This window comes from Luteibacter yeojuensis, from assembly GCF_011742875.1.
In the GTDB taxonomy this organism is placed as follows: Bacteria; Pseudomonadota; Gammaproteobacteria; order Xanthomonadales; family Rhodanobacteraceae; genus Luteibacter; species Luteibacter yeojuensis.
Genome location: NZ_JAAQTL010000004.1, coordinates 44,692 through 60,049 on the forward strand (window position 1 = coordinate 44,692; position 15,358 = coordinate 60,049).

At 67.2% G+C, this 15,358-nt stretch carries 17 protein-coding genes; 14 read left to right on the forward strand and 3 right to left on the reverse strand.

Features of this window, described 5'->3' with window-relative positions; all coding sequences use genetic code 11:
• Positions 1–139 precede the first annotated feature (139 nt).
• On the forward strand, positions 140–1,462 hold the full coding sequence (locus tag HBF32_RS18830; RefSeq protein ID WP_166701351.1) for an amidohydrolase family protein: 1,323 nt from the start codon (positions 140–142) through the stop codon (positions 1,460–1,462).
• Here the strand turns inward: HBF32_RS18830 and HBF32_RS18835 are convergent.
• Positions 1,459–1,698 carry a hypothetical protein gene (locus HBF32_RS18835; protein WP_166701352.1) on the reverse strand — a complete coding sequence of 80 codons (240 nt, stop codon included), beginning with the start codon at positions 1,696–1,698 and terminating at the stop codon, positions 1,459–1,461. The genes HBF32_RS18830 and HBF32_RS18835 overlap by 4 nt on opposite strands.
• 376 nt (positions 1,699–2,074) lie before the next feature.
• Here HBF32_RS18835 and gmk point away from each other — a divergent pair, with 376 nt between their 5' ends.
• The 6 genes from gmk to HBF32_RS18865 are packed head-to-tail and all read left to right on the forward strand — an operon-like array spanning position 2,075 to position 6,192.
• A complete protein-coding gene (gene gmk, locus HBF32_RS18840; RefSeq protein ID WP_166701353.1) occupies positions 2,075–2,692 on the forward strand; it encodes a guanylate kinase in 618 nt (205 codons plus the stop codon).
• The gene (locus HBF32_RS18845; RefSeq protein WP_166701354.1) at positions 2,689–3,501 is read left to right on the forward strand and encodes an ABC transporter ATP-binding protein; all 813 of its coding nucleotides are present in this window, start codon (positions 2,689–2,691) and stop codon (positions 3,499–3,501) included. Before gmk ends, HBF32_RS18845 begins: the two co-directional genes overlap by 4 nt.
• Positions 3,498–4,265: a lipid asymmetry maintenance ABC transporter permease subunit MlaE gene (gene mlaE / locus HBF32_RS18850; RefSeq protein WP_166701355.1), complete on the forward strand. Its 768-nt coding sequence runs from the start codon at positions 3,498–3,500 to the stop codon at positions 4,263–4,265. The genes HBF32_RS18845 and mlaE overlap by 4 nt, the downstream gene beginning before the upstream one ends.
• Positions 4,266–4,323: 58 nt before the next feature.
• On the forward strand, positions 4,324–5,199 hold the full coding sequence (gene mlaD, locus HBF32_RS18855) for an outer membrane lipid asymmetry maintenance protein MlaD (protein WP_166701356.1): 876 nt from the start codon (positions 4,324–4,326) through the stop codon (positions 5,197–5,199).
• A gap of 19 nt (positions 5,200–5,218) precedes the next feature.
• The gene (locus tag HBF32_RS18860) at positions 5,219–5,896 is read left to right on the forward strand and encodes an MlaC/ttg2D family ABC transporter substrate-binding protein (RefSeq protein ID WP_166701357.1); all 678 of its coding nucleotides are present in this window, start codon (positions 5,219–5,221) and stop codon (positions 5,894–5,896) included.
• A complete protein-coding gene (locus HBF32_RS18865) occupies positions 5,893–6,192 on the forward strand; it encodes an STAS domain-containing protein (protein ID WP_166701358.1) in 300 nt (99 codons plus the stop codon). Before HBF32_RS18860 ends, HBF32_RS18865 begins: the two co-directional genes overlap by 4 nt.
• Positions 6,193–6,272: 80 nt before the next feature.
• Here HBF32_RS18865 and HBF32_RS18870 read toward each other — a convergent pair whose 3' ends face one another.
• Positions 6,273–7,076, reverse strand: a complete 804-nt coding sequence (locus HBF32_RS18870; protein ID WP_166701359.1) for an MlaA family lipoprotein — start codon at positions 7,074–7,076, stop codon at positions 6,273–6,275.
• A gap of 198 nt (positions 7,077–7,274) precedes the next feature.
• Here HBF32_RS18870 and rpoZ point away from each other — a divergent pair, with 198 nt between their 5' ends.
• From rpoZ to recG, 4 genes are all read left to right on the forward strand, one after another.
• The gene (gene rpoZ / locus HBF32_RS18875; RefSeq protein ID WP_166701360.1) at positions 7,275–7,565 is read left to right on the forward strand and encodes a DNA-directed RNA polymerase subunit omega; all 291 of its coding nucleotides are present in this window, start codon (positions 7,275–7,277) and stop codon (positions 7,563–7,565) included.
• 111 nt (positions 7,566–7,676) lie between these two features.
• Complete coding sequence (locus HBF32_RS18880; protein WP_166701361.1) at positions 7,677–9,860, forward strand: RelA/SpoT family protein; 2,184 nt, start codon at positions 7,677–7,679, stop codon at positions 9,858–9,860.
• A gap of 135 nt (positions 9,861–9,995) precedes the next feature.
• On the forward strand, positions 9,996–10,379 hold the full coding sequence (locus tag HBF32_RS18885; protein WP_166701362.1) for a RidA family protein: 384 nt from the start codon (positions 9,996–9,998) through the stop codon (positions 10,377–10,379).
• A 37-nt stretch (positions 10,380–10,416) separates the two neighbouring features.
• On the forward strand, positions 10,417–12,510 hold the full coding sequence (gene recG / locus HBF32_RS18890; protein WP_166701397.1) for an ATP-dependent DNA helicase RecG: 2,094 nt from the start codon (positions 10,417–10,419) through the stop codon (positions 12,508–12,510).
• 147 nt (positions 12,511–12,657) lie between these two features.
• On the opposite strand, the gene HBF32_RS18895 is transcribed toward recG, so the two are convergent.
• The gene (locus HBF32_RS18895; protein WP_338039835.1) at positions 12,658–13,650 is read right to left on the reverse strand and encodes a mitochondrial fission ELM1 family protein; all 993 of its coding nucleotides are present in this window, start codon (positions 13,648–13,650) and stop codon (positions 12,658–12,660) included.
• 97 nt (positions 13,651–13,747) lie between these two features.
• On the opposite strand from HBF32_RS18895, the gene HBF32_RS18900 reads away from it, so the two are divergent.
• From HBF32_RS18900 to HBF32_RS18910, 3 genes are all read left to right on the forward strand, one after another.
• On the forward strand, positions 13,748–14,341 hold the full coding sequence (locus HBF32_RS18900) for a malonic semialdehyde reductase (RefSeq protein ID WP_166701363.1): 594 nt from the start codon (positions 13,748–13,750) through the stop codon (positions 14,339–14,341).
• Positions 14,342–14,411: 70 nt separating this feature from the next.
• A complete protein-coding gene (locus tag HBF32_RS18905; protein WP_166701364.1) occupies positions 14,412–15,002 on the forward strand; it encodes a YceI family protein in 591 nt (196 codons plus the stop codon).
• A gap of 103 nt (positions 15,003–15,105) precedes the next feature.
• On the forward strand, positions 15,106–15,312 hold the full coding sequence (locus HBF32_RS18910) for a zinc-finger domain-containing protein (protein WP_166701365.1): 207 nt from the start codon (positions 15,106–15,108) through the stop codon (positions 15,310–15,312).
• Positions 15,313–15,358: the final 46 nt, after the last annotated feature.

The following is a 15,358-nucleotide window of genomic DNA, read 5'->3' on the forward strand; positions in this document are numbered from 1 at the left end:
GAGGAAACCTCGCGACACCGCCGCAGGATTGCCTCGCCGCCATGGCGGCTCCTGCAGAGGCCGCCGCAAGTTCCTGCCGGCGTTGAATCTGCGCGGTCGTTGCAGTCATATTGCCGTTTTCCAGGGGGAGAGAAGCGCGATGGCTCGACAAACGAAGCTCCTGGCCTGGCTCGGCCTGTCGCTGTTGCCGGCGGCTGCCATAGCCGCCGAAGCCCCCGTGCCCACAGGCCCTGTCCTGCTCAAGGCCGATCGCGTCTTCGATGCACGTGACGAGCAGACGCACGAAGGCTGGGTGGTCCTCGTGCAGGGCGACAAGATCGCCGACGTCGGACCCGCGGCAAAGGTCTCCGCCCCGGCCGGAACCCGCACCATCGACCTGCCGGGCACGACGCTCCTGCCCGGTCTCATCGACGCGCACTCCCACGTCTTCCTGCATCCCTATAACGAAACCCTCTGGAACGACCAGGTGCTGAAGGAGACGCTCGCCTTCCGCACCATCGGAGCCGTGAAGCACGCACGCGATACGCTCATGAGCGGTTTCACCGCCTTGCGCGATCTCGGCACCGAAGGCGCGGGCTACGCGGACGTCGACGTGCAGCGCGCGATCGACAAGGGCCTCATCCCCGGGCCGCACCTCTTCGTCGCCACGCGCGCGACCGTCGCGGCGCATTGCTATGGACCGGGCCCGTTGGGCTTCCGCGACGACATCGACCTGCCGCAGGGCGGCATTCCCGTGAGCGGCGCCGCGCAGATGATCGATGCCGTGCGCGACCAGGCGGCGCACGGGGCCGATTGGATCAAGATCTACGCCGACTACCACTGCGGCAAGAGCAAGGGCTCGATGCCCACGTTCACCGAAGAGGAACTGAAGGCGGGCGTCGACATGGCGCACTCGCTCGGCCTGCCGGTGGCGGTGCATTCAAGCACGGCGGAAGGCATGCGCCGGTCCGTGCTGGCGGGTGTCGACACCATCGAGCATGGTTACGACGGTACTCCCGAGGTCTTCGCGCTCATGAAGAAGCATGGCGTCGCCTACATGCCGACGCTGGAAGCGAGCGCGGCCTACGCCGAGTATTTCGGTGGCTGGAAACCCGGCCAGCCGCCGACGGAGGACATGCGGAAGTCGGCCAGGGCGTTCAAGACGGCCCTGGACGCGGGCGTGACCATCGGCAACGGAAGCGACGTGGGTGTGTTCACCCACGGCACCAATTACAAGGAGCTGGAGTGGATGGTGCGCGACGGCATGCGGCCCGCGCAGGCATTGCTGGCCGCCACCGCGGTCGACGCGAAGGTGCTGCGCCAGCAGGACCGTATCGGCCAGCTGCGCAGCGGTCTCGACGCCGACATCATCGCCGTCCCGGGCGATCCCACCCGGGACATCGGCAGGCTTGCCCACGTGAGCTTCGTGATGAAGGGCGGCGTGGTCTACAAGCGTCCCGGGGATGCCCCGGAGGCTCCCTAAGCCGTTTCGAGGTCCGCGTCGGGCGAGGCCTGACGCGGTTCCGCCGGAGACCCCTGCTGGGCGAGTTCGCCGGCCGCAATCTCATCCAGGCTGTGACCCAGCGCGGCGTCGTCGCCAATGGCGTAGTAGCCCGGCGACCAGTTGTGCCGACGGATCGCGTCCACGTGCCGCACGGTCTCGAACTCCAGCTTGTGCGGATAATAGTTGAGCGCATTCATGGTAAGGGCGACATACATGGCCATGCCTCGATGCACGATTTCGTGCGGAAGCGGATGGGCGAGCCGGGTCTCGCGTCCTCGCCCACGGCGGAAGGCCTAAGAGGCGAGCGTAGATCGGTGGGCCGGTCCCGCGCCGGGCATCGTCCCGACGCATGATCGAGGATGCTCCGGCGGCCATTAAACGCGCGTAATCGAACTGCGTTTCGAGCCCTTTTTTAAAGGGTTTTGCCGCATGACTGATGGCACATGATCGTTGCCGAGGTAACCGATTCACGGAATCCCGAAACCCGGTACAATCCCTATTTTGCACAACAGGATGCGTGCCGAAACCGACCCGGTCGGTGCGCCGGTGCCACCGGGAGCGAGCCATGTACCACCAACGAGTTACCCGCGGATGACCGAAGGCACCCTGTTCGTGGTGGCCGCGCCCTCCGGCGCCGGCAAGTCCACGCTGGTCAACGCGCTGCTCGAATGCGAGCCGGACATCTCGCTGTCGATATCGCATACCACGCGCCCGCCCCGGTTGGGCGAAGAGTACGGGCGGCACTATTTCTTCGTGGAACGTCCCGATTTCGAACGCGAGATCGTCGACGGCATCTTCCTGGAGCACGCCGAGGTGCACGGCAACCTCTACGGCACCTCGCGCACTGTCGTCGAGGGCACCCTTGCCGAAGGCCGCGACGTGCTGCTCGAGATCGACTGGCAGGGCGCACGCCAGGTGCGCAAGGGCAAGCCGGAATGCGTGAGCGTGTTCATCCTGCCGCCGTCGAGGGTGGAACTGGAACGCCGCCTGCGCGGCCGGGCCTCCGACAGTCCCGAGGTGATCGAACGCCGCCTCTTCAATTCGCGTGAGGAGATCGCCCACGCGCACGAGTTCGACTACATCATCGTGAACGACCGCTTCGAGGACGCCCTTGGCGACCTCCGGGCAATCGTCCGCGCGGTGCGCCTGCGCGCGCCGCTCGCGGTGCGTCGCCACGAATCGCTGATCGAGGAGCTGCTCGCCCCATGACCGACGACACCATCGTCCGCGTGCGCGGACTCACCACGGTCCTCAACGGCAAGACCATCTTCGACAACCTCGACCTCGACATCCCGCGCGGCAGGGTCACCGCCATCATGGGCCCCAGCGGCACCGGCAAGACCACGCTGCTGAAGCACATCACCGGGCAGATGCGCGGCGACGCGGGCAGCGTGGAGGTCGACGGGCAGAACGTGCCCGCACTGTCGCGCGAGCGGCTGTTCGAGCTGCGCGAGCGGATCGGTTACCTGTTCCAGAACTCGGCGCTGCTCACCGATTTCGATGTCTTCGAGAACGTGGCCTTCCCGCTGCGCCAGCATACGAAGCTGCCGGAAGAACTCATCCGCAATATCGTGCTGAACAAGCTGCAGGCCGTGGGCCTGCGCGGTGCGGCGCGCCTCATGCCCAGCGAGCTTTCCGGCGGCATGGCACGCCGCGTGGCGCTGGCCCGCGCCATCGTCTTCGATCCCGCGCTGATCCTCTACGACGAGCCTTTCGTGGGCCTCGACCCCATCGCGCTGAACCAGGTGCTCCTGCTCATTCGCACGCTCAACGAGACGCTGGGCCTTACCAGCGTGCTGGTGGCGCACGAACTTGCGGCGGTGCAGAAGGTGGCGGACCGCGTGTACCTCATCGCCAACGGCAAGGTCGTGGCGCAAGGCGACCCGGCCACGCTGGCCGGCGACGGCTCGCCGTGGACGGCGCAGTTCTTCGGCGGCCAGGCCGACGGCCCGGTGCCCTTCCAGTATCCCGCCGGCGACTACGCCAGCGCGCTCGGTTTTCCCGGAGGCAAGGCATGACCAGCAAGGACGACAACGTCGTCGTGCGCAGCCTGGCGCAGATCGGCGCCTGCGGGCTGTTCCTCCTGACGATCCTGGCGGCCATCCCGCGCAGCTTCCGGCATGGCCGCGAGACGATCCGGCAAATCTGGTTCGTCGGCGCGATGAGCCTCACCATCGTGATGACCTGCGGCCTGTTCGTCGGCATGGTGTTGGGCCTGCAGCTGTACGACGTGCTCTCGATCTTCGGCGGCACCTCGGCCACGGGCACCGTCGTGGCCATCGCCATCTATCGCGAACTGGGTCCCGTCGTCACCGCGCTGCTGTTCGCCGGCCGCGCCGGCACCTCGATCACGGCCGAGATCGGCCTGATGCGCGCCACCGACCAGCTCGACGCCATGGAAATGATGGCCGTGGACCCGATCGCCTACGTGGCCGCGCCGCGCTTCCTTGCCGGCGTGGTGGCCCTGCCGCTGCTGGGCGTGGTCTTCTGCGCCATGGGCGTGTTCGGCGGCCATCTGGTCGGCGTGACCTGGCTCGGCATCGACAACGGCACCTTCTGGTCCAACATGACCGCCACGGTCGACATCCGCAAGGACATCGTCGACGGCGTGCTGCTCAAGTCCATCGCCTTCGGCATCGTGGTCTCGCTGATCGCGGTGTTCCAGGGCTACACCACCCCGCCCACCAGCGAAGGCGTCGCCTATGCGACGACGCGCACGGTGGTCGCCTCGTCCATCGCCATCCTGGCGCTGGACTTCGTCCTCACCTCGTTCCTGATCTGAGGCACCGGAGACCCGCCATGACCGCCCTTTTCCCCATCTCCCACCCGAGGATCGTGCCGTGACCCAGAGACGTTCCTATGCCGTCGGCACCGGCCTGTTCATCGTGCTCGGCTTCGCCGCCCTGGCTTACCTCGCCACGCAGACCACGTCGGTGGCCAACACCCGCGGCGGCGACACCTACACGGTGGAGACGCGCTTCGCCAACGTCGGCCAGCTCAAGGTCCGCGCGCCCGTGAAGGTCGCCGGCGTGCGCGTCGGTTCGGTCCAGGCCATCGACCTGGTGCCGGGCAAGGAGGAGGCGAAAGTCACCCTCGCCATCGACGACAACCACAAGGACATCCCGGAAGATTCGGTCGCCACCATCTATACCAGCGGCCTCCTGGGCGACCAGTACGTGGGCATCCAGTTCGGCCAGTCGAAGAACCCGGTGAAGGAAGGCGGCGAGATCGGCCTGACCCGCCCGGCGCAGCAGCTGGAGGAAATGCTCGGCAAGTTCTTCGGCGGCGGCAGCGCCCCGGACCGCCTGGGCGGCACGTTCCATGTGACCGGCAGCTTCACCAATATCGGCGGCCTCCAGCCCGGCGCGGCGGTGAAGATGGCCGGCGTGCCCATCGGCAGCGTCGAGTCGGTGGTGGTCAAGCCCGGCGCGGTGGAAGCCACCGTGACCCTTGCGATCGACAAGCGCTACTCCCAGATACCGGACGACTCCTCGGCCGCGGTATTCACTAGCGGTTTGATCGGCAGCCAGTATGTTGCGATCCAGCCCGGCGGCTCGCCGGAATACCTGGCGGACGGCGACAGCTTCGTGCTTACGCAGTCCGCGCTCCAGCTGGAAGACCTGATCGGCAAGTTCCTGGTGAACGGTTCGCCGAGCGAGAACAAGTCCGGTGGCGCCCAGGGCGCCGCCCCGTCCGATAACGCCGGCAAGAAATAACCGGCTCAGGAGATACCGCATGTTGCGTCAGCTTTCCCTCGCCATCGCCCTCGCCGTGACCGCGGCGGCGTCCATGCCCGCCCCTGCGCAGGACGCCTCCGCATCGGCGGCCGCGGCCGACACGGCTCCGCAGGCGATCGTCAGCACGATCTCCGACGACCTGGCCAAGGCCATCGATGGCCACCAGTCCGAGCTGAAGAACGACAAGGAAAAACTCATCGCCGTCATCGACGATGTGTTCCTGCCGCACTTCGACATCGATTACGCGTCCATCCTCGTGCTGGGCCAGAACGCGTCCAAGGCCACTCCGCAGCAGCGCGAGCGCTTTGCCAAGGCGTTCTACAACTCCATCACCCACCGCTACGCGGAAGGGCTGCTCAACTACACGCGCGGCCGCGTGAAGGTGCTGCCGTTCAATGGCGACCTCAACAACAAGCGCACCGTGGTGCGCACGCAGGTCATGCTCGACGACGGCAAGTCGGTCTCGGTCGACTACGCGTTCCGCAAGTCGAAGAGCGGCGACTGGAAGGCCTACGACGTGATCATCGAGGGCATCTCGTACATTACGAACTACCGCAACCAGGTCGATGCCGAGATCAAGAAGGAAGGCCTCGACAAGCTGACGGCCGATCTGGAGCAGAAGGGCTCGGCCGCCATCGACGAAATGAAGCAGCAGACGGCTGGCGGACACCAGTGAGCCGGCCGGCGTTCCAGCTGGGCCACCCGGCGCCGGACACCCTCGCGGTGTCCGGCGCGCTGACGTTCGCCACCGCGTCCGACGTGCTCAGCACCGCTCGCGCGGAGCTGGATCGCGGTCGACAGGTTTCCCTCGATCTGTCCGGCGTCGGCCAGGCCGACAGCGCCGGGCTCGCCACGGTGCTGGCCCTGCTGGCGCACGCCCGCGGCGAGGGCAGGGCGCTTTCGGTGGCGAACGCGCCGGCGGGCCTCCAGGCCCTGGCCCGCGTCTCGGGCGTCGAATCCCTACTGTCCTGAATTGTGGGAGCCGCTATAGCGGCGAGAAGCCAACGGAGCGATGAAGCCGCGAAGAAAAAGGGCCCCGAGGGGCCCTTTCTTTATTCCGGCTCCTGGCCGTTCTTCCGTTCCCAGTTGTGCTGTTCTTCAAGCAGCTTGTCCGGGTCGAAATCCTGGTTGTCGTTCAGGCCCTGCATCTTCTCGATGGCTTCCGGCGGCGGGTTGCCGTAGTAATTCTTGTAGAGACGCTGCTGGCGATAGGCGTCGCGTATGAACACATACGGGTCGTAGGCCGAGGCGAGGAAACTCTCCGCATCGATGCCGCGCGAGCGCAGGGTCACGAGGTAGAGCAACTGGGGCACGTACTGCTGCCCGTACTCGAAGTCGTGGTTGCGTGAGTAGTAGCTGATCGGGTCGAAGAAGTAGCTGTCCACCGGCAGGCGCCAGACGTCGCGGACCGTGGTCGGGCCGACGAAAGGCAGCATCAGGAAGTCGCCCTCGGGCACGCCCCAGCGGGCCAGGGTCACGCCGAAGTCGTTCTCTTCCAGCGGGATGCCGAGCAGGCTGGCCGGGTCCTTGAAGCCCAGGAAGCCGATGGTCAGGTTGACCACGAAACGGCCGGTGGACTGGAGGGCCTGTTTCGGCCGGGCCTGGAGGAGGTCGTTGGCCACCGTGATGGGCAGGCGGATGTTCGTGTAGAAATCGCTGATGGCCGTCCGGACCGGCGGGTTCGTGACCTTGCGATAGCCGACGGCGACCGGGCGGATCACCGCCTTGTCGAGCTGATCGTTGAAGGCGTACACCTTGCGGTTGAACTTTTCGTTCGGATCGTCGGTGCGCGGCGGCGCCATGTGGCAGGCGGCCAACAGTGCGACAATGAGGGCGCCAAACGCGGTACGGACCATCCGGGACAGATTTTTGGGGTGCATCGATGCGGCTTTGGGGGTGGGGCGATTCTTTATTGTACCGTGCGGTATTATTATTTGCACCAGTGCCGTCCGTCTTGGCTGAACAGAGCATCATACCCCCCGCCCGATTGCCAGCCAACGGGGCGGGCCGGTACACTGCTCACCCAGAAGTGTCTTTGATGTCAAGGATTTGAAATGGCCCGTATTACCGTCGAAGACTGCCTCGAGGTAGTCGACAACCGCTTCGAGCTCGTGCTCATGGCGACCAAGCGCGCCCGCCAGCTGTCCAAGGGTGCCGAACCGACCCTCGATCCCAGCAACGACAAGTCGACCGTGCTCGCCCTGCGCGAAATCGCCGATCGTCGCGTGAACGACGAGATGATCGACGAGATCGACCGCGCTGCCCGCGAGCGTGCCGAGCGTGAAGCCCTCGAGTGGGCCGCCACGGAAGTGGACGACGACCTCTCGAAGGGCGGAGATGATTGATGACGCCGGGTCGCTGTCGGCCCTGCATTCATCCGCATCCTGCGCACGCTGACGCGCGGCTCCTGAAGCCGCGCACGGGAGGCTCCGTCGCCTGAGGCGGAAGGTTCTCCCATGAACGTCATACCTGCGAAAAAACTGACCGACGTGGTCGACGACCGACCGGTGCCGCCGTATGTGCAGGCGCTGGAAGAGCGCGTGGGCGCCTACCTGCCGCACGAGCAGGTCATGCGCATCCGCCGCGCCTACCTGGTCGGCGCCGCGGCACACGAGGGGCAGACCCGCAAGTCCGGCGAGCCGTACATCACGCACCCGGTAGCGGTGGCCCACGTGCTGGCCGATCTCGGCCTCGACGCCGAGACCATCATCGCGGCCATCCTGCACGACACGCTGGAAGACACCCGGCTGGGTCGCGAAGAGCTTGCCGGGGCGTTCGGCGAAACCGTGGCCGAGCTGGTGGACGGCGTCACCAAGCTGGACAAGATGCGCTTCTCCAGCCGCGCCGAGGCCGATGCGGAAAGCTTCCGCAAGATGCTGCTGGCGATGGCGCGCGACCTGCGCGTCATCCTCATCAAACTGTCCGACCGCCTGCACAACATGCGCACCCTCGGTGCGAAGGACGCCGCGTCGCGCCGGCGCATCGCGCGCGAGACGCTGGAAATCTACGCACCGATCGCCCAGCGCCTGGGCATGAACAAGTTCAAGGCCGAACTGCAGGACCTCGGCTTCAAGGCGCTCTACCCCGACCGCCACCGGATCATCGGCGAGCGCATCCGCGCCGCCCTCGGCAATCGCCGCGAGGCCATGGCGAAGATCGAGATGGCCCTCGAGGGTCGCCTCGCCGCCGAGAAGATCCCGGGCCGCGCGGTCAGCCGCATCAAGTCGGCGTGGAGCATCTATTCGAAGATGCGCAGCGAGCACAAGTCGTTCGCGCAGCTGATGGACGTCTACGGCTTCCGCGTCATCACCGACACGGCGATGCATTGCTACATGGCGCTCGGCGCCGTGCACGGCCTCTACAAGCCCGTCGACGGTCGCTTCAAGGATTTCATCGCCATTCCCAAGGGCAACGGCTACCAGTCGCTGCACACCGTGTTGCTCGGTCCGTTCGGCGCGCCCATCGAGATCCAGATCCGCACGTCGGAAATGGAATCGGTGGCGGAGCGCGGCGTCGCCGCGCACTGGGCGTACAAGAGCGATTCCGGTCCCGCGAACAGCGCGCAGGCGCGTGCGCGCGAATGGCTCTCCGCGCTGGCCGACAGCCAGGCGAACACGCCGTCGGCGTCCGAGTTCCTCGAGAACGTCAAGATCGACCTCTTTCCCGACGAGGTGTACCTGTTCACGCCGCGCGGCGAGATCTTCTCGCTCCCGCGCAATGCCACCGCGCTCGATTTCGCGTACGCGGTGCACACCGACGTGGGCGATCACGCCGTCGCGGCCCGCGTCGACAAGAAGCTCGTGCCGCTGCGCACGCGCCTGGTGTCCGGCCAACAGGTGGAAATCATCACCGCGCCGTCCGCCGTGCCGAACCCGGCCTGGCTCGAGGCCGTGGTCACCGGCAAGGCGCGCACCGCGATCCGCCAGTACCTGAAGCACCTGCAGCACGAAGACGCCGTGGACTTCGGCCATCGCATGCTCGACCGTGCGCTCGACGCGCGCGGCCTCAGCCTCGACGCGGTACCCGCGGCCGCGCTGGACCGCTTCCTCGAGGAGTCCAAGCTGAAGCGTCTCGAGGAGCTGCTCTCCGAGATCGCACTCGGCAACCGGTTCGCCGACCAGGTCGCCGCCCAGCTGGTAAGCCTCCTGGGTCCGCGCGAAGAACACGCCCCGATCGCCGGCGAGCATTCTTCCGCCGAGAAGATCCGCATCAGCGGCGCCGAGCGCGGCGTGCTCAGCTTCGGCAATTGCTGTCATCCGCTGCCGGGCGACGAGATCGTGGGTTTCCTTTCCTCGGGTAAGGGTATCGTGGTGCACCGCGTGGAATGCCCGAACGTGGCCGAGTTCCGGAAGACGCCGGAACGCATCGTGGCCATCGAATGGGATCGCGACGTCAGCGGCGATTACCGCGCCGAGCTGCGCATCGAGGTGCTGAACCGCCCGGGCGTGCTCGCCACCGTCGCGGCGGCCATCGCCGACGCGGGCTCGAACATCGAGAACGTGGAGTACATCGAGCGCGACAGCACGGCCGCGACGCTGCTCTTCGCCATCGAGGTGAAGGACCGCAAGCACCTGGCCGACGTGATGCGCCGCGTTCGCCGCACCGGCGTCGTCAGCGGCGTGTATCGCCATCCGCTGTAGTTGTAGGAGCCGCTATAGCGGCGAGAAGCCCAGGGAGCGATGAAGCGGCAAGGCAGGTTCCCCTCGCCGCTATAGCGGCTCCTACAACGGGCGGTTCCTCGTTAGACTGTCCGGATTCCCCATCGAGGACAGCCCATGACCCGCAGCATCATCGCCACCGATAAGGCACCGTCGGCGATCGGCCCGTATTCGCAGGCCGTGCGCGCCGGAAACACGGTGTACTTCTCCGGGCAGATCCCGCTCGATCCCGCGACCGGCAACCTCGTCGAAGGCGACATCGCGGCGCAGACCCGCCGCGTGTTCGACAACCTCGTGGCCGTGGCCGAAGCGGCCGGCGGCGAGCTCGCCGACATTGTGCGCGTGGGCATCTACGTGACGGACCTTGCCAACTTCGCCGCCGTCAATGCCGTCATGGCCGAGTACTTCCAGGAGCCGTACCCGGCGCGTTCGACCATCGAGGTGTCCGCGCTTCCGCGGGACGCGCAGGTCGAGGTCGACGCCATCCTCGTCCTGCCCTGAGGTTCCAGCGATTCCCGTGGCCGGCAGTCGTAAGCCCATGCCCGCCGATCCGGCGGATCCGGGTCGCGCGCCGCTGACCTCGCTTGGCGGCGTGGGGCCCGCGCTCGTCGAAACGCTCGGCAGGCTGGGCCTGCGTACCGTGCAGGATCTCTGGTTCCACCTGCCGCTGCGCTACGAGGATCGCACGCGCGTCCTGCCCATCGCCGACCTGCGTCCGGGCGATCGCGCCCAGGTCGAGGGTATCGTCGATGTCGTCGAGCGCGGCTTCCGTTTCCGCCCCCAGCTGAAGGTGATCGTCGGCGATGCCTCCGGGGGCGTGTTGTTGCTGCGCTTCTTCCATTTCCGCAAGGCGCAGGTGGACCAGCTCGCCAGGGGCACGCGCCTGCTTTGCTTCGGTGAAGTACGCCAGGGTCCGCAAGGCCTGGAGATGGTGCATCCGCAATACCAGCGGATCGAAGCCGACGAGCCGGTGGTCGTGGACGAACGGCTCACGCCGGTCTATCCCACCACCGAAGGGCTCGGGCCGCGCCGGCTGGCGGGCGTGGTCTCCCGCGCGCTGGCGCACCTGCCCGCCGACGACCGCCTCGAGCTGATTCCGGACGGCGTGGACCTGCCTTCCGGGCTCACCTCGTTGCGCGATGCCTTGCTCTACGTGCACCGGCCTCCGCCCGAGGTGGACCTGCGTCAGCTCGGCGAAGGACGCCACCCTGCGCAGAAGCGCCTCGCCTTCGAGGAACTGCTCACCCAGCACCTCACGCTGCGACGCATGCGCGCGGCGGTGAAGAAGCGCAAGGCGCCGGCGCTGAAGAGCGCGGGAACGTTGCGCGACCGCCTGCTCGCCGGCCTGCCGTTCGCGCTCACCGGCGCACAGGCCCGCGTGTCGAAGGACGTGGCGCGGGACCTCGCGCGGCCGCATCCCATGCTTCGCCTCGTGCAGGGCGATGTCGGCAGCGGCAAGACCGTGGTGGCCGCGCTCGCCGCGGTGGCCGCGGTGGAAAGCGGTTACCAGGTGGCGCTGATGGCGCCGACCGAGCTGCTCGCCGAACAGCACCTGCGCAATTTCCGCGCATGGCTCGAACCGCTCGGCCTGAAGGTCGAGTGGCTGGCGGGCAAGGTGCAGGGCAGGGCGCGCAAGAGCGCGCTGGGCCACGCGGCGGATGGCAGCGCGCACGTCGTCGTCGGCACGCATGCGCTCATGCAGGAAGGCGTGGCGTTCTCGCGTCTCGGTCTCGTCATCGTCGACGAGCAGCACCGCTTCGGCGTGCACCAGCGCCTCGCGCTGCGCGACAAAGGCGCCGAGGGCGACCTCATCCCGCACCAGCTCGTGCTCACCGCCACGCCGATCCCGCGCACGCTCGCGATGAGCGCGTATGCCGACCTGGACGTGTCGTCCATCGACGAACTCCCGCCGGGGCGCACGCCCGTGCAGACGGCGGCGCTCTCCAATGAGCGCCGCTACGACGTGATGGAACGCATCCACGCGGCGTGCATGCAGGGGCGCCAGGTGTACTGGGTATGCACGCTCATCGAGGAATCCGGGCAACTCGACGCGCAGGCCGCGGAAGTGGCGCATGCGGAGCTCGCCGCCGCCTTGCCCGATCTCGCCGTGGGACTGATCCACGGGCGTATGAAGCCGAAGGAAAAGCAGGCCGTCATGGACGCCTTCAAGGCCGGCGAGCTGGCCGTCCTCGTGGCCACCACCGTCATCGAGGTGGGCGTGGACGTGCCGAACGCCAGCCTCATGGTGATCGAGAACAGCGAGCGCCTCGGTCTCGCCCAGCTTCACCAGCTGCGTGGCCGGGTGGGGCGCGGCTCGGTCGCCTCCAACTGCGTGCTGCTTTACCAGACGCCGCTGTCGCGGCTGGCGAAGGAGCGCCTGCAGGTGATGCGCGAGACCAACGACGGTTTCCGCATCGCGGAGAAAGACCTGGAACTGCGCGGTCCCGGCGAAGTCCTCGGCACCCGGCAGACCGGCCAGCTGCAGTTCCGCATCGCCGACCTGGCGCGCGACGCCCACCTCATGCCCGACGTGCAGCGCGTGGCCGAGGCCATGATGAAAAACCACTCCGACCGCTGCGAACGCCTCATCGCGCGCTGGGTGGGCGACGCGGCCCGTTACGTCGACGCCTGACAACCCTGTGGGAGCCGCTATAGCGGCGAGAAGCCCACGGGGCGATGAAGAGGCAAGGTGCATTCCCCTCGCCGCTATAGCGGCTCCTACAACAGCCCCAGATGCTTGCGGACTTCCACGGCGATCGAATCGCCGCTATAGCGGCTCCTACAACAGCCCCAGATGCTTGCGGACTTCCACGGCGATCGAATCTGTTTCGCGGAGAGGCAGCTGCGCTTCGAGCGTGATGGCATCGATATCATGCAGCAAGCCCGCCGCACGCAACTCCGCATGGAACCGCCCCAGCTTCCCCCGCAACGGCACCGGCGCGAACGTATGCACGGGCCGCCCCGTTGCGCACGCCTCGGAAAGCATGTTCACCGAATCCGGTGTGACGATGAGCCGGTCCGCCCAGCCAAGGATGCCGGGGTAGGGATTCGGGCCATCCGCGCTGCCCGTCCACACCACGCCGGGCAGGCCCGCGAACGCCTCGCGGATGCGCGGCAGGATCGAGTCCGGCGTGCGCCGCGAGGCGGCGACCAGCACCGAGCCGCCATCCACGGCATGCCGTGCGCGCACGGCGGCGAGGAAGGCGTCGCTCGCGGCGGCGTCGAACGGCGTCCCCCGCCGCGCCCCGCCGACGAGCACGCCGAGCCGCGGTCCCGGAAGGGCGGCGAAGGGGGCGAAGGCGTCCCGGCCGTCGGCAAGCCAGCCATCGTCGATCGGGTTCAGGGAGCCCAGGGGATTGAGCACGTTGTCGCCATGCAGGCCGTCGTGCTTTGGCGCCACCACCAGGTCCCAGTGCGACGGATCGATCCGCGGGTCCAGGATCTGCACGGCCAGGCAGGCCCCGGCCGACCAGCGGCGGATCTGCCGCGTGGCCCAGGCGGCCTGGCGTCCGCAGCCGATCGCGAGCGCCGGCCAGGGCGGAAGGAGGTTTTCCTCCTGTCGGCCCAGGGCCAGCCGGGCACCGGGTATTGTTCGCGGAGCGAACCAAGACCATGGCGGGCGGAGGCTCACCACGATCTCCCGGATCGACGGCGTGAGCGCCTCGGCCAGGGCCAGGGCCTGGCGCCGGTTGCCCGCGGCGCCGTCGGTCAGCACCCAGCACGCCTCGCGGGGCAACGCGCCGATGGACTCGATTGTTATCGATTTCGGCACAGTTCGTTCCCTGGCTGCCGATCCACGAACCGCGTCGTGGCGCTTACACTGTCAGGATGCCGGGATACCGGCGCACCGTCACTTTACAAGGATATCCATGAGTTCCCCGTTGCCCGATGCCGCGCTCGACCAGCTCTTCCGTACCGCTCGCACCTATAACGGGTGGCTGCCGAAGGAAGTGACCGACGAGCAGATCCACCGCATCTACGAACTCGCCAAGTTCGGACCCACCTCGGCCAACTCCTCGCCCATGCGCCTGGTCTTCGTGAAGTCGCCGGACGCGAAGCAGCGTCTCAAGCCGTTCCTTTCCGAGGGTAACCTCGAGAAGACGATGCAGGCGCCCGTCACGGCCATCGTGGCCACGGACTTCGCCTTCTACGAGAAGCTGCCGAAGCTGTTCACCCACGCGGACGCGCGCAGCTGGTTCGTCGGCAACGAGACACTGATCCAGTCCACCGGCGTCCGCAACGGGTCGCTGCAGGGCGCCTACCTCATCATGGCCGCCCGTGCCCTGGGGCTCGACTGCGGTCCCATGTCCGGCTTCGACCAGGCCGGTGTCGACGCCGAGTTCTTCGCGGGCACCCAGGTGAAGTCCAACTTCCTCGTCAACATCGGCTACGGCGACCCAGGCAAGAATCTGTTCGAGCGCCAGCCCCGCCTGGATTTCGACGAAGCCGCACAGATCGCCTGACCGCTTCTTCCGCGGTGACCCGCACGGTCCCGCTCCCATTGCCGCCACCACTCACTGCAGGAGATACACCATGCGCGTCCTCCGTTATCTCGTCCTCGCCGGTCTCGTCGCCACTGCCGGCACCGCTGTCGCCGCGCCGGTCACCTACAAGCTCGATCCGGGCCACACGATGGTCCTGTTCAGCTGGAACCACTTCGGGTTCTCCAACCCCACGGCCAACCTCGGCCAGGTCGACGGCACGCTGGTCTACGACGAAAAAGACCCGTCCAAGGCCACCGTCGAAGCGACCCTCCCGCTGTCCGGTCTGGACACCTTCGTGCCCAAGCTCGACGAGCACCTCAAGTCGTCCGACTTCTTCGATGCCGCCAAGTACCCCAACGTGACCTTCAAGAGCACGAAGGTGACCCCGGCCGGCAAGGGCAAGCTGAAGGTGACGGGCGACCTCACCGTGCACGGCGTGACCAAGCCGGTGACGCTCGACGTGACCCTGAACAAGGTCGGCCCGCATCCGATGATGAAGGCGCAGACCATCGGCTTCGACGCCACCGCCACGATCAAGCGCTCCGACTTCGGCGTGGGCGCGTACGTGCCGAACGTCTCGGACGAGATCAAGATCCGCATCACCACCGAAGCCCACGACGCCTCGGCGGAAAAGAAGTAAGCCCGGAAGCGATCCGTAAGGCCTTCCAGACCCGCGCCGGCGACGGCGCGGGTTTTCTTTTTTGCTACCATCGCCTGCTCCACCGCATCGCCGGAGTTTCCCCATGCGCCCCAATCCCGCGGCCGCGCCGCTGATCCCGGCGAACGCCGAAAACCGCTACGACGTCACGCGTGCCGACCTGCCGCTGTCCTGCCCGATGCCGGGCATGTACCTGTGGAATTCGCACCCGAAGGTCTACCTGCCCATCGAAGACGACGGCGGCACCTCGAAGTGTCCTTATTGCGGTGCGAATTACGTCCTGAAAGACTGATCAGCCTCACGGGGCATGTTTCGTGCATGGCCTTCGCACCTCCCTC

Coding starts and splice junctions, on each gene's coding strand:
- HBF32_RS18830 (WP_166701351.1), top strand. CDS start 140: ATGGCTCGACAAACGAAGCTCCTGGCCTGGCTCGGCCTGTCGCTGTTG.
- HBF32_RS18835 (WP_166701352.1), bottom strand. CDS start 1,698: ATGTATGTCGCCCTTACCATGAATGCGCTCAACTATTATCCGCACAAG.
- gmk (WP_166701353.1), top strand. CDS start 2,075: ATGACCGAAGGCACCCTGTTCGTGGTGGCCGCGCCCTCCGGCGCCGGC.
- HBF32_RS18845 (WP_166701354.1), top strand. CDS start 2,689: ATGACCGACGACACCATCGTCCGCGTGCGCGGACTCACCACGGTCCTC.
- mlaE (WP_166701355.1), top strand. CDS start 3,498: ATGACCAGCAAGGACGACAACGTCGTCGTGCGCAGCCTGGCGCAGATC.
- HBF32_RS18860 (WP_166701357.1), top strand. CDS start 5,219: ATGTTGCGTCAGCTTTCCCTCGCCATCGCCCTCGCCGTGACCGCGGCG.
- HBF32_RS18870 (WP_166701359.1), bottom strand. CDS start 7,076: ATGGTCCGTACCGCGTTTGGCGCCCTCATTGTCGCACTGTTGGCCGCC.
- rpoZ (WP_166701360.1), top strand. CDS start 7,275: ATGGCCCGTATTACCGTCGAAGACTGCCTCGAGGTAGTCGACAACCGC.
- HBF32_RS18880 (WP_166701361.1), top strand. CDS start 7,677: ATGAACGTCATACCTGCGAAAAAACTGACCGACGTGGTCGACGACCGA.
- HBF32_RS18885 (WP_166701362.1), top strand. CDS start 9,996: ATGACCCGCAGCATCATCGCCACCGATAAGGCACCGTCGGCGATCGGC.
- recG (WP_166701397.1), top strand. CDS start 10,417: ATGCCCGCCGATCCGGCGGATCCGGGTCGCGCGCCGCTGACCTCGCTT.
- HBF32_RS18900 (WP_166701363.1), top strand. CDS start 13,748: ATGAGTTCCCCGTTGCCCGATGCCGCGCTCGACCAGCTCTTCCGTACC.
- HBF32_RS18905 (WP_166701364.1), top strand. CDS start 14,412: ATGCGCGTCCTCCGTTATCTCGTCCTCGCCGGTCTCGTCGCCACTGCC.
- HBF32_RS18910 (WP_166701365.1), top strand. CDS start 15,106: ATGCGCCCCAATCCCGCGGCCGCGCCGCTGATCCCGGCGAACGCCGAA.